Source organism: Polaromonas sp. P4_F4 (genome assembly GCF_056401355.1).
In genome coordinates, this window is record NZ_JBFUJO010000004.1 from 122344 (window position 1) to 134658 (window position 12315).

General features: G+C 64.4%; 10 protein-coding genes and 1 pseudogene. 6 read left to right on the plus strand and 5 right to left on the minus strand.

Annotated elements, in window-relative coordinates:
- The first annotated feature begins 182 nt into the window (after positions 1–182).
- Both AC1DUR_RS06355 and AC1DUR_RS06360 read left to right on the plus strand, forming a co-directional pair.
- Positions 183–1076, plus strand: a complete 894-nt coding sequence (locus AC1DUR_RS06355) for a PhaM family polyhydroxyalkanoate granule multifunctional regulatory protein (protein ID WP_477718907.1) — start codon at positions 183–185, stop codon at positions 1074–1076.
- A 28-nt stretch (positions 1077–1104) separates the two neighbouring features.
- A complete protein-coding gene (locus AC1DUR_RS06360; RefSeq protein WP_477721489.1) occupies positions 1105–2397 on the plus strand; it encodes an FIST signal transduction protein in 1293 nt (430 codons plus the stop codon).
- Positions 2398–2559: 162 nt separating this feature from the next.
- Here AC1DUR_RS06360 and AC1DUR_RS06365 read toward each other — a convergent pair whose 3' ends face one another.
- Positions 2560–3291 carry a helix-turn-helix domain-containing protein gene (locus AC1DUR_RS06365; RefSeq protein ID WP_477718909.1) on the minus strand — a complete coding sequence of 244 codons (732 nt, stop codon included), beginning with the start codon at positions 3289–3291 and terminating at the stop codon, positions 2560–2562.
- Between the two features lie 126 nt (positions 3292–3417).
- Between AC1DUR_RS06365 and AC1DUR_RS06370 the strand changes: the two genes are divergently transcribed.
- From AC1DUR_RS06370 to AC1DUR_RS06385, 4 genes and pseudogenes are all read left to right on the plus strand, one after another.
- On the plus strand, positions 3418–4224 hold the full coding sequence (locus AC1DUR_RS06370) for a hypothetical protein (protein WP_477718910.1): 807 nt from the start codon (positions 3418–3420) through the stop codon (positions 4222–4224).
- 104 nt (positions 4225–4328) lie between these two features.
- Positions 4329–6278 carry an MFS transporter gene (locus tag AC1DUR_RS06375; protein ID WP_477721490.1) on the plus strand — a complete coding sequence of 650 codons (1950 nt, stop codon included), beginning with the start codon at positions 4329–4331 and terminating at the stop codon, positions 6276–6278.
- A 148-nt stretch (positions 6279–6426) separates the two neighbouring features.
- Positions 6427–6579, plus strand: a pseudogene (locus AC1DUR_RS06380) (DUF2145 domain-containing protein); the annotation flags it as partial.
- Between the two features lie 42 nt (positions 6580–6621).
- Positions 6622–7701 (plus strand): serine endopeptidase, encoded by a 1080-nt coding sequence (locus tag AC1DUR_RS06385; protein WP_477718912.1) that lies wholly within the window; start codon positions 6622–6624, stop codon positions 7699–7701.
- Between the two features lie 21 nt (positions 7702–7722).
- Here AC1DUR_RS06385 and AC1DUR_RS06390 read toward each other — a convergent pair whose 3' ends face one another.
- The 4 genes from AC1DUR_RS06390 to AC1DUR_RS06405 are packed head-to-tail and all read right to left on the minus strand — an operon-like array spanning position 7723 to position 12314.
- Positions 7723–8724, minus strand: coding sequence for an aldo/keto reductase (locus AC1DUR_RS06390; RefSeq protein WP_477718913.1), 1002 nt, complete (start codon positions 8722–8724; stop codon positions 7723–7725).
- 41 nt (positions 8725–8765) lie between these two features.
- Positions 8766–10550 (minus strand): ArnT family glycosyltransferase, encoded by a 1785-nt coding sequence (locus AC1DUR_RS06395; protein WP_477718914.1) that lies wholly within the window; start codon positions 10548–10550, stop codon positions 8766–8768.
- Complete coding sequence (locus AC1DUR_RS06400) at positions 10537–11097, minus strand: GtrA family protein (protein WP_477718915.1); 561 nt, start codon at positions 11095–11097, stop codon at positions 10537–10539. The genes AC1DUR_RS06395 and AC1DUR_RS06400 overlap by 14 nt, the downstream gene beginning before the upstream one ends.
- A complete protein-coding gene (locus AC1DUR_RS06405; RefSeq protein WP_477718916.1) occupies positions 11067–12314 on the minus strand; it encodes a glycosyltransferase family 9 protein in 1248 nt (415 codons plus the stop codon). Before AC1DUR_RS06405 ends, AC1DUR_RS06400 begins: the two co-directional genes overlap by 31 nt.
- Between the last annotated feature and the right edge of the window lies 1 nt (position 12315).

Consider the following 12315-nt stretch of genomic DNA (forward strand, 5'->3'; position numbering starts at 1 on the left):
TGCCAACCCCCTGTCCCATGAGGGCCGGCGTGGCTCTGGCGTATCTCTGGCGTGTAAAAACCGGTTGACGTCCCGCCATGGCGTTGCACAATGAAGGCGCATCCTGGCCTCATCCCGTGAGGCTCATGGCATGGCAACTTATCCGGACCACACAATATTGCCCAACTCGGCAGGAGACAACCATGAGCGACGCAGACAACAATTCCTTTGCCGGTTTCGGCAAGCTTGTGCCCGGTTTTGACTTCCTGCAAAACCTGGCCAGGCAGGCGGCCGACAGTGCGACGCAAAGCATTCCGCAGTTGCCCAAGCTGGGGAGCTGGGTCGCGCCCACGCTCAATGTGGAAGAACTGGACAAGCGCATCGACGAGCTCAAGGCGGTGCAGTTCTGGCTGGACCAGAATGCCACGGCCCTCAAGGCCACCATCCAGGCGCTGGAGGTGCAGAAGATGACCCTGGCGACGCTCAGGGGCATGAATTTCAACATGGGCGATGTGGCCAACGCCTTCAAGCTCAAGGTTGCCGACAGCGTAGCCGACAAGGGCAAGACATTTTCCGGGCTGGAGATCCCGCCTTCGGCTTTTAACGGCCATCAGGCAAGTGCACAAGCTAGCGAAGACACGGCGGCAAAAGCCGGGGCCAAGGCCAAGGCAAAAGCCAAAGTGGCGGCAGCCAAGTCTCCCGATGCGGCCGCTGCCGCGGGCGGCGTGGTCGACCCGATGCAATGGTGGGGTGCCCTGACCCAGCAGTTCCAGACCATTGCAGCGGATGCCATGAAAGATGTCGCCCGAAAGACCGCCGTGGACACTACCAAAAACATGGCCGCCGGGTTGGCCAAGGATGCGGTGAAAACGGCCACCGACATGGCCACGGGCCTGGCCAAAGGCATGGCTGAAAGCGCCGGAAAAACGGTGGCGGGCGGGGCGCGCGCCGCCATGAACACCGCGCTGCGCAGCGCCCAGGACTGGCCTACACCGGCCTCCATGGCGTCGTCGGCTGCAAAATCCCCGTCAAGCTCCAAAGCCAAAACGCCGGCGCGCAAGACCGCGCGCAGTACGGTCCGAAAAACCACACCTTGAACACCTTGAATTCGTCTGCCGGGATCCCATGAAGCTTTTTCCCTATGGCCATGCCACCCATCCGCAATGGCAGATGGCGGCCGGCCTTGCGCTGGCCCAGTTGCGTGCCCACATGGCCTTGCCCGCGTATGCCCATGCGCCCACCCTGGCGCTGCTCTACATCACCGACCATTACGCCGCCCATGCGCAGGATATCCTCGATCACCTGAGCGCCGAGCTGCCCGACATCACCGACTGGAGCGGCACGGTGGGCGTGGGCATCGCGTCGAACAATGTCGAGTACTTTGACGAGCCCGCGCTGGCGGTGATGTTGTGCGAACTGCCGCACGACCAGTACCGCGTGTTCTCCGGCGTGTCGCCGCTGCCCCCCGCGGCCAGTGGCCGTTTCAAGGCGCATACCGCCCTGGTGCATGCCGATGCTGGCACGCCCGACGTCGCTGAACTGATTGCCGAGATGGCCCAGCGTACCGAGAGTGGTTACGTCTTTGGCGGCCTGGCGTCGAGCCGCTCCAGCACCGTGCAGTTTGCCTTCAGCGGCCACGGCAACGTCAAGGGGCATGGCGCGGCCGGCGGCGTGTTCAACGGGGGCCTGAGTGGCGTGGCGTTTGCGCGCGATCTGTCGGGCGGGATGGCGCTGATGTCACGCGTCACGCAAGGCTGCCAGCCCGTCTCGGCGAATCACGACATCACCGCCTGCGAGAGCAATGTGGTGACCGGGCTGGATGGCCAGCCGGCGCTGGATGTGCTGTTGGAGGACCTGGGCGTATCGCTGGACCAGCCGCGCGAGGCGCTGGCCAAGGTGCGCACGACCCTGGTGGGCCTGAGCCGCCCCGAGGACAGCCTGCATGACGCCCGCAGCCGGCGGGCGGGCCAGTTTGGCGCGGAAGTCGTGGTGCGCCACCTGATCGGGCTGGACCCCGCTCGCAAGGGCGTCGCGATAGCCGACATCCCCCACGTGGGCATGAAGCTGGCTTTTTGCGAACGCAACGCGCAGGCCGCGCGTGCCGACCTGATTCGGGTCTGCGCCGAAATCCGCGAAGAGCTGGAGCCTGAAGAAGTCACGCTGGACGTCGCCAGCGCCCTCAGCGGCATGCCAGCCGACGCAGCGCCGCATCCGGCCCGGCGAATCGCAGGCGCCATTTATGTCAGCTGCTCGGGCCGCGGCGGCCCCCATTTTGGCGCGCCCAGCGCCGAGTTGCAGATCGTGCGGCGAGCCTTGGGCGACGTGCCGCTGGTGGGCTTCTTCGCGGGCGGCGAAATTGCGCGCCACCACCTGTATGGCTATACCGGGGTGCTGACGGTGTTTGCGGCCACGGACTGACACGCGTTCTTCGATGGGAGCGCGTTACATGTCGCAGGCGAGATGGGATGCCGCTACCCACCAGCAGGGGCCGCAGAGCTGGCTTCGCCAGTCTGCAGGTGCCGTCCCCTGCAAGGGGAGAGGCCGCTACGCGAAGTGAGCGGCAACAGGGGTGTGCCCTATTCAACGTCTCAACGCCGCAAACGCCTCAAACTCCCAGCTCCGCATGGCCAGCAGCAAGGTGTAGCCCTCGCGGTCCTTGGCGGCCAGTTTCTGGTCGGCCTGGTGTTGCTGCGCGAAGTCTTGCGCCACGCGCTGCATGCGCTCCAGAAACGAGGGTGCCAGGCTGCGGCTGATCGAGCCATGCACCAACAGCAGGCCTTCACCGCCGCCATCGAAGCCGCCTGAAAAGTAGTCCAGCAAGGCGTTGTCGCGAAAGTAGTCCATCACCGGGCCGTGCGGTCGCCAGCGGAAGGTCTTGGCGAGTTTGAGCCGGTAGCGGTTCAGCGGTTTGAGTTCGATGATGCCGATGCGGTCCAGCTGCGCCAGGTATTTGATGCACTCGGCCTCCGACAGGCGGTAGCACTCCGTCATCTGCTCCAGTGTCCACTGGGACAGCACGCAAATCGCGGCGAGTAAAAGTTTCTTGTCGGCCACCACCGCCTTTTCCTGCGCTTCCGTGAGCTCCGCCAGCAGCGGCTGGGTGTCAGCCACGCGCCTGGCCAGTTCGGCAAAGTCCAGTTTCAAGGCACGGCAAATAGCGTCGATGCGCGACAGCGGCATGTCGCCTTTGGCCAGCATGCGCTTGACGCTGGACTCGGCCATGCAGAGGGCCCGGGCCAGGTCGGCATAGGTCATCTGGGCGGCCTTCAGTTCCTTCTTCAGAACGATGACCAGGTCAGCGCTTGTGCTCATGAAAAAACTCCTTGGTATTGATTATCGATACTTCAGGTCGTGCGGATTCAGCTTGTATCGATGGATGGAGGGATTTTCAGCTTGTGCGCTCAGACTGCGCCCACTTATATTGAAAGGACTTCCACCATGTTCCAACTTGAAAAACCCGAGCGCCTGCTGTTGGGCGCTGTGCTGGTGTTGCTGGTCGTGGCCGTGGTCGGCCCGTCAGTGGCACAGCCAGCGCACCTGCATGACCTTGCCGATCAGCGAGCGTGGGGGCGCATTCCCTTTGCGCTCGATGTGCTGAGCAACCTGCCGTTTGCGCTGTGGGGTGCGGCGGGCCTGGGCTGTCTCGCGTGGCGGCGTCGGGTTGCGGGGCCGGCCGGCAGCATGGCGCAACACGGCCTGGCGGCCCTGTTCTTTGCCGGCCTGCTGGCCACGGCGGCAGGGTCTGCCTGGTATCACTGGCAGCCGGATGACCCGCGCCTGGCGATTGACCGGCTCGGCATGGTCGTTGCGTTTGCGGGCTTGCTGGGGCTGGCGGCTGCCGGGCGCGCCAGTGCCCGCGCGGGCGTCGCCATCGCTGCGGCGGTGTTGGTGCTGGGGCCCTTGAGCGTCGGGGTCTGGCTGGCCTCAGGCAATGCGCTGCCATGGGGCCTCCTGCAATTCGGCGGCCTGGGTTTGATGGTCTGGCTGGCCTGCCTGCCGCCGCTGCCCGAGGGGGCGGCCCATCCTTCAGGGGGCTTGCCCATTCGCTGGATGCTTGTGATCGCCCTGTATGCGCTGGCAAAGTTGTTTGAATTCGGGGACCAGCTGGTCTTTGACTGGACCGGGCAACTCGTGTCGGGCCACAGCCTGAAACATGTGGTGGCGAGTTGTGCCGCCTGGCCGGTGGTGTCTGCGCTGATACCCGCGCAGAAAACCAAGGCAGAATCTCTGCACATCCCCGCCTGAGCAAAGCGGCTGCACGGCGAGCGGCCATGCCTTTTGCGTGGCCACAGCAAGAGCCCACAAGCCCACAAGCAACAAGCGAATAAAAGCGAATAGAGGAGTCCAGCATGAGTGTTGATACAAGCGCCCTGGCGCCCCCACCGGCAGCACACGAGCATCCGAACCAGTTCGCGCTGCTGAAGCAGCGCCGCTTTGCGCCCTTTTTCTGGACGCAGTTTTCGGGCGCGGCCAATGACAACCTGTTCAAGTTCGCCTTCACCGTGATGGTGACCTACCAGCTCAGCGTGAGCTGGCTGCCGCCGGCCCTCGCGGGGCTAGTGATCGGGGCGCTGTTCATCCTGCCTTTTCTGCTGTTTTCGGCCACCAGCGGACAGCTCACCGACAAGTTCGAAAAAACCCGCGTGATCCGCTTCGTCAAGAACCTGGAAGTAGTGATCATGCTGATCGCTGCCGCGGGCTTTACCAGCCGCAACGTCAACCTGCAGGCCACGGTGCTGCTGGCTTGCACCTTTTTGATGGGGCTGCACTCCACGCTGTTTGGTCCGGTCAAGTTTGCCTACCTGCCGCAGGCGCTGAGCGAGCGTGAACTGACCGGCGGCAACGGCATGGTCGAGATGGGCACCTTTGTGGCGATTTTGCTCGGCAACATCGTGGGCGGCCTGATCGTGGCGGTGCCGGGTGTCGGCCCGCATTATGTGGCGCTGTCCTGCGTGCTGCTGGCGCTCGCGGGCCGTGCCGCGGCGCAGTTCATTCCGCTGGCGCCGGCCACCGACCCCGGCCTCCGGATCAACTGGAACCCGGTCACCGAGACCTGGCGCAACCTCAAGCTTGCCAATCAGAACCTGGTGGTGTTCCGCTCCATGCTGGGCATCAGCTGGATGTGGTTTTTTGGCGCGGTCTTCCTGAGCCAGTTCCCGAGTTTCGCCAAGGAGGTGATGCACGGCAACGAGCAGGTCGCGTCCCTGCTGCTGGTGGTTTTCTCGATCGGCATCGCGACCGGATCACTGCTGTGCGAAGTGCTGAGCCGGCGCCACGTCGAGATCGGCCTGGTGCCGCTGGGCGCGATCGGCATGAGCGTCTTTGCGGTAGACCTGTACTTTGCGTCGCGGGGCTTGCCGATGTCGCCCGTCATGAGCATCGGCAGCTTCATGGCGCAGCCCGCCCATTGGCGCGTGATGGCCGACCTGGCGCTGCTCAGCCTGTTTGCCGGCCTGTACAGCGTGCCCATGTACGCGCTGATCCAGTTGCGCAGCCAGCCCACGCACCGGGCCCGCATCATCGCCGCCAACAACATTCTCAATGCGCTGTTCATGATCGTCAGCGCCATCTTGGCGGGCGCGCTGCTCAAATCCGGCTTCAGCATTCCGCAGATCTTCCTGTTCGTCGGCCTGGCCAATGCGGTGGTGGCGTTCTACATTTTCCTGCTGGTGCCGGAATACCTGCTGCGCTTCATCGCGCTGGTCGCCTCGCGCCTGGTTTACCGCTTCAAGATCACGGGCGATGACAACATCCCCGCGCAGGGCGCCGCGGTGCTGACCTGTAACCATGTGAGCTTTGTGGACCCGGTGCTGCTGATGGCCGCCAGCCCGCGGCCGATTTATTTCGTGATGGACCACCGCATATTCAAAATGCCGGTGCTGGGTTGGCTGTTCAGGCTGGCCAAGGCCATTCCGATTGCGCCGCGCGCGGAAGACCCGGTGGCCTATGAAGCCGCGTTCGAAGCGGCTGCCAAGGTGCTGCGCAATGGTGATTTGCTGGCCATCTTCCCCGAGGGTGGCATCACCAGGGACGGGGAGCTTCAGGTGTTCAAGGCCGGCATCATGAAAATCCTCGAAAACGCCGAGCGCGATGGCCTCAGCGTGCCGGTCATTCCGATGGCCCTGACCAACCTGTGGGGCTCATTCTTCAGCCGGGTGGAACAGGGCACGGCGATGGTGCGGCCGTTCCGGCGCGGCTTTTTCAGCCGGGTCGGCCTGAATGCCGGACCGGCCATCGCGCCCGCCGACGTGCAGCCCGAGGCTTTGCGAATACGCGTGGCCGCGCTGATGGATGCCTGAAAGTATCGAAAACTGATACTAAAAGATCATTCAGTGGTCACTGTATCGGTATCTGCATCAATTTTTGGGGCGCCGCGGCACATTGGAGGTACCGCAACGACCTCAAAGGTCTTTTATGCAGACGCTGATACACCGTGATTCCAGGCCCCGCCTGACGGCCGCCAATGTAGCGTTTGACGACCATCCCAACGACAAGCGTTTTTCGGACCGCATCGAGACTGTCACCGTCGAGGTGTTTGACTGGCTGCCGCGCGCGCAGCCGGCGGCACCGGGCCAAACCCCGACAATCGTCAAACTTTAAATCCTGTCATCCTGCCCGACTGCTTCAAACAAGGAACCCATCATGAGCAAAGGTCTGCGACTCTCCGAGAAATGGTTTCACCGCGGCCTGTGGCTGGTGGCGCTGGTGTTTGCCGGTTTCCTGATCGGGCTGGGCGGCACCGTGGTGGGCGATCTGCCCAAGGTGGAAAAGCGGCTCTCGCTCGACGACTTCATGGACCCGGCCACCACGACTGCCCTGCGCACGGCGATCAAAACCGCCACGCGTGCCGAGCAGGACGCCCAAAGTGCTTTGGAGCAGGCGCAGCTCAAGCGCCGCGCCGCGCAGGCCGACTCGGCCGCGGCCCGCGACACCTTCAACAACTGGCTGTCCACGCGCCATGCCACGCAACTGGCCGACCAGGACCCCGAATTGATCGAACGGACCCGGGCGCTGGACGTGCTGAAATCCCGCGAACGCGCCACCGGCGTGGCCGTGGAGGCGCAGCAGCAGGCCGCGCTCGATGCCCGGCAGGCGGCAGCGCGCGAACGCGGCAAACTCGCCGAACTGCAGGAAGTGGCGCAAAAGCTGCTCAACGCCGAATACCGCCGCGTGGAGCTGCGCGTCTTTTTGTACCGCCTGGCGCTGACCTTGCCGCTGCTGGTGGCCGCCGGCTGGCTGTTTGCGAAAAAACGCAAGAGCACCTACTGGCCCTTTGTCTGGGGCTTCATCATCTTTGCGCTGTTCGCCTTTTTCGTCGAGCTGGTGCCCTACCTGCCAAGCTATGGCGGCTATGTGCGCTACATCGTCGGCATTGTGGTGACGGCGCTGGTGGGGCGGCAGGCGATTATTTCGCTCAATCGCTACCTCGAAAAACAGAAGCTCGCGGAGCAATTACCCGATGCGCAACGCCGCGAGGAGCTGAGTTACGACACCGCGCTGACGCGGTTGTCCAAGGCTGTGTGCCCGGGATGTGAGCGGGCGGTAGACCTCAAGAACCCGGAGATCGATTTTTGCCCGCATTGCGGCATCGGCCTGTTTGACCATTGCTTTAAATGCACCACCCGCAAGAGCGCTTTCGCCAGGTTCTGCCATGCCTGTGGCGCCAGCGGCGAGCAGGCCAGGCCCGCGCCACCGGCGGCCTCAGCGGCTCCTGCGGTCTGAAGCCGGGCTAAGAACAGGTTCTCAGACCGGGCGGCCGAAGAAAGGGTAGGCCGGGTCGTTGTAGCCCGGGGTGGAGGCATGGCCGGGCACCACCAGGCCGTTGATGAAGGCCTCGTCGTCCGGCGTGAGCTTCAGCTCCGTGGCGGCATACACGTCTTCCAGGTGCGCCAGTGTGCGCGGGCCGACGATCACAGAGCTGATGATGGGGTTGGCCAGCACCCAGGCGGCGGCAAACTGCCCGGGAACCAGGCCCCTGGCCTCGCAGCGGGCCTTGATTTTCTGGGCGATCACCAGCGATTCCTCACGGAACTCGGTTTCCAGAATGCGCCGGTCGCCGCTGCCGGCGCGCGTGCCCTCAGCCGGCGGCTGGCCTGGCGGGTACTTGCCCGTCAGCACGCCGCGCGCCAGCGGGCTGTAGGGCACGACGCCCAGGCCGTAATGGCCGCAGGCCGGCAGGATTTCCACTTCCGGCCCGCGGTTGAGCAGGTTGTAATAAGGCTGGCACACGGCCGGTGGCGGCACACCCAGTTCCCGGCACAGGCGAACGATCTCGGCAATGCGCCAGCCGCGGAAGTTGGACAGGCCGAAGCTGCGGATCTTGCCCAGGCGGATCAGGTCGCCCAGCGCACGCACCGCCTCTTCGAGGTTGGCCTCGTGGTAGTCGCGGTGCAGGTACAGGATGTCGAGGTAGTCGGTTTGCAGCCGGGTCAGGATCGCATCGGTTTGCTGGATCAGCCAGCGCCGCGAGTAATGGCTCTCGTTGACGGCCCCGCTGACCGGGTTGCCGAGCTTGCTGGCCAGCACCCAGTGGTGGCGCTGGCCGGCGAGCAGTTTGCCGACGTCCTTTTCCGACTGTCCCTTGTTGTAGACGTCGGCCGTGTCGATGAAGTTGAGTCCCTGCTCGCGCGCCGAGGCCACGATGCGCGCCGCCTCCTCAACAGGCGTCTGCTGGCCGAACATCATGGTGCCCAGGCAGAGGGTCGAGACTTTGAGGTTGCTGGTTCCGAGGCGGCGGTATTGCATGGTCAGTTCCTTGCTGAAAAAAGACGGGGGCGAGACGGCGCTCAGGGTGTGAGCCGTTCGACCAAGTACTCCTTGGCATACAGGTAGGTCTCGGGCGTTCTGAAGACGGCCAGTTGGCCTTCATTCTCGTCCTGCCGCGAGCGCAGGTCCCAGCGTTCATCGAGGATGCGGCACGCATCGCAGGGTTTCTGCCCGACCCGGCGCTGCACCAGGGCATAGCGGGTGTTTTTGAACAGGGCGTTGACGTCCTGGTAGTCGACCGGTTGCGCTGCGAAGTAGGGAACAATTTTTGCACCCGGAATGATGAATTCGTAACGCTCAAAATGGCCGTTGAAGTTGCTGGGGACGGACACGGCCTGGCCCTTGAGCAGCGCATTGGTTTCTGCACGGAAGTGGCCCCTCTCGCCGTTGAACGGTGCGGTGGCCCAGGCCAGCGCAAACAGCACGGCGAAACCGGCCACGGCGGCGATTGGGCGGGCCAGCTCTTTTTTGGCCATGCCGATGACGCAGGCTGCGGCAAGGGCTGCCAGGAACAGCCAAAACAGCGGCGAATAAAGCCAGCCGGTTTGTGTGGCGCGCACCGCACCGAATCCGATCAGGCCCATGGCCAGGGTGCCCAGCAGGCAGAGCGCCAGGGCGATGCTGAACCAGACGCGCGCAATGCCGCTCCAGTACAGCGCCATCAGGATCGCGAGGGCTGGCATGGCCGGTATCAGGTAACGGGCAGACCGCTGGTTGGGCAGGAGGAACACCAGCGCCAGCGCCAGCAGCCAGAGCCACAGGATTTTTTCGGCATCGCTGACGGGCACACCCCGACGGTAACTGCGCCAGGCGGTCCAGACACAGCCGACCGCGACGGGCAGCAGAAAACCGGCGTTTGAAAAGTAGCCCGTGAGAATCGTCAGGAGCCCGCCGCTGCTGCGGAAAGCAACCTTGAAGTAGCCGGGTGATGACTTGAATTTGCCGGCGTTTTCGCCAACCACAAACTCGCGCCACACCTCGCCCGGTTGCGGGTCAATGGCGAACCACAAGCCAAACACCGCCAGGGCCATTGCGCAGATGGTGGCGACCTTGATGGCGTCGATGACGATGCCGCGCCGGAAAATCTGCCAGGGGGCTTGCCGGGCGCCCAGCACCTGGTAGCACAGCGCCAGGCCGAAGCCGACCGGCACCACCATGGCGAAGGATTTGTAGAGGCAGCCGATGCCGATGGCGATTCCTGCGAGCAGAGGAAACTTCCAGCGTGAGGCCAGCAGTTTCGCCGGGGACCAGGCGAGGGCAAAAAACACAGCGAACAGCCAGAAGGTCTCGGGCGAGCTGGTCAGGTAGGGCCGGCCATAACGGTAGCTGCTCAAAAAAGAGAGATAGGCCAGCGCCGCAATCGCGCCCAGGGTGATCGCCCGGCTGCTGCGGTCCGCGGCCGTCGCGGCGCCGGGGCTTGCCTCCGGGGTGGGCGTGACCTCATTGCGAACCACCTTCCAGGTCAGCAGGCCCACCATGAGCGCAATCGCCCAGGAATAGACCACGCTGGGCAGGCGCAGGCTGAGCAGCGTCCAGTGCTCGCCCCAGCCGCCCGCCGCCATCGCCTGCCAGAACAGCAGCGGGGGCTTGGTGTTGCGCATGAAGTCGTAAGAGCTGACCAGCGGCAGCCAATGGCCGGTTTCCGCCGTCAGGCGCGCGATGTGGGCGTACACCAGCTCATCGCCGAGGCGGGGAATATGGTCGCCGTCCAGGCCGAACAGGTAGCCCAGCGCAACCGCGACGGCAAGGGCCAGCCAGAGGAAGTGGGCGGGAAGGCGGGGCTTCAGTGGCTCAGGGCTGGTCATGGACATCGGCAGGGGGCGTTGTGGCAGCATTGGGCGGCTGAATTTTCGCGCGGCGGCGGAACGTCATGCGGTCATTGGCGACAAAATTGCACACGCTGGCCAGCACAATGGCCACCAGGTTGGCCAGGATGTAGTGCAGGTAGATGGCCAGCCATTTGGTCAGCACGGACTGAACGGCAATCGACAGGGCCGCCGCCATCACATATTTGGAAAACAGGAACAGCGCGGAATGATGGACCTCGTGCTTGCGGTCCCGCCAGGTCAGGCGCCGGTTCCAGTAAAAGTTGCTGATGGTCGCGCAGGTGATGGCCAGGGCAATCGAGTAATTGAGCCGCGAGTGGAAGTCTGCGATGAAGCTGAGCAAAAACTCCTGCGCGACATAGAGCACGGCGATGTTGATCACCGTGCCGCTGGCGCCCACCACGCCAAACTTGATGAAGCGCCAGCGCGCCATAGGCTGCAGGCGGGGTGGCAGGCGGCTGATCAGCGCCTCCGCGATGGACCGGAGTGTTCCCATCAGGCCATCGCCGGAGTTTCGGCCAGGCATTCCCGCGCCTTGGCCAGCACCGCGGCGGGCGCAATGACCTTGAGGCACTGGTTGTCGCCGTCGCAGTAGGAGGAGCGGTGGTTGTAGGCAGTCAGGCAGGGCGAGCAGGGCCACTGGCTGTAAAACGAATGGCACTTTGGCGTCTGCGGCGCATAGAGGCCGGGCGTTTCGGGCCCGAACAGCATCAGGGTCCAGATGGGCGTTAATGCGGCGAACTGCCCGGGTCCGCCATCGTTGGTCACCAGCAGGCGCGCCACATGGAACAGCGCCAGCAGCTCGGCGACCGAGCGTGTGTAGCCCGTCAGGTCGATCACCGGCCCCGCCGGGTAGGCCTGGTTGACGTTGGCGACCAGTTGCTGCGCCAGCGCCTGGTCGTCTTTCAGGCCAATCACCGCCACCGCGCAACCGTCGGCCACCAGGCCTTCGCACAGCGTGGTGTACGAGGCCAGCGGCCACGCGCGGATGGGCAGAATGCCGCCGCCCGGGTAGACCAGCGCCAGCGGCTTGCCGGCGATGGCGGGAAAGTCCTGCGCCAGTCGCTGCGCAATGCCCTGCACCAGCACGGCGTCCAGCTGCACAGGCGGCGGGGGCTTGGTGGTGCCCACCATTGGCAGCTTTGATTTCGGTACCGCCGTGGAGTCGATGGCACGCGCCAGCGCCAGAAATTGCGCGCTGATGTGGTGATAAGGGTTGTAGGGCACGGGTCGGTTGATGTGCGAGCCGCGGTACAGGCCTTCCTGCGTATGGCGGTGAAAGCCCACGCGAACCGGCGCACCACTGGCAAACGACAGCAGGCTGCTGATGCGCGAGAACAGTTCGCAGTCGATCGCCACATCGACCTTCGCGCGGCGCAGTTCGGCCACCGCTTTCCAGAGGCTGGACAGCAGGCCAGGCAGCGACTTGTCATCCACGGTGTGCACATGGGCTGGGTCGACCACCTGCATGAGGTCGAGGATTTCCCGGTTCTTCCTGAACAGCAGGGCATGCAGCTCGGCGCCGGGGTAGCGCTGCTTCAGGCGCGCAAACATCTCGTGTGCCAGCACCAGGCTGCCCATTTCGGACAGCAGGATCACCACGATCGCTCGTGGCGCGGTGGTGGCGGCCGCCTCGCGGGACGGCCCCCGCAAAGCCCTGGTCACCGCATCCAGGCCAGAGACCGCGGCGCACAACGGAATGCCGACCCAGCGGTCAATCCATCGTTGCAGCTGGATGTTCATC

Bases quoted from the DNA above. Each gene is read 5' to 3' on its own strand.
- AC1DUR_RS06355 (WP_477718907.1), top strand. From the start codon at position 183: ATGAGCGACGCAGACAACAATTCCTTTGCCGGTTTCGGCAAGCTTGTG.
- AC1DUR_RS06360 (WP_477721489.1), top strand. From the start codon at position 1,105: ATGAAGCTTTTTCCCTATGGCCATGCCACCCATCCGCAATGGCAGATG.
- AC1DUR_RS06365 (WP_477718909.1), bottom strand. From the start codon at position 3,291: ATGAGCACAAGCGCTGACCTGGTCATCGTTCTGAAGAAGGAACTGAAG.
- AC1DUR_RS06370 (WP_477718910.1), top strand. From the start codon at position 3,418: ATGTTCCAACTTGAAAAACCCGAGCGCCTGCTGTTGGGCGCTGTGCTG.
- AC1DUR_RS06375 (WP_477721490.1), top strand. From the start codon at position 4,329: ATGAGTGTTGATACAAGCGCCCTGGCGCCCCCACCGGCAGCACACGAG.
- AC1DUR_RS06385 (WP_477718912.1), top strand. From the start codon at position 6,622: ATGAGCAAAGGTCTGCGACTCTCCGAGAAATGGTTTCACCGCGGCCTG.
- AC1DUR_RS06390 (WP_477718913.1), bottom strand. From the start codon at position 8,724: ATGCAATACCGCCGCCTCGGAACCAGCAACCTCAAAGTCTCGACCCTC.
- AC1DUR_RS06395 (WP_477718914.1), bottom strand. From the start codon at position 10,550: ATGACCAGCCCTGAGCCACTGAAGCCCCGCCTTCCCGCCCACTTCCTC.
- AC1DUR_RS06400 (WP_477718915.1), bottom strand. From the start codon at position 11,097: ATGCCTGGCCGAAACTCCGGCGATGGCCTGATGGGAACACTCCGGTCC.
- AC1DUR_RS06405 (WP_477718916.1), bottom strand. From the start codon at position 12,314: ATGAACATCCAGCTGCAACGATGGATTGACCGCTGGGTCGGCATTCCG.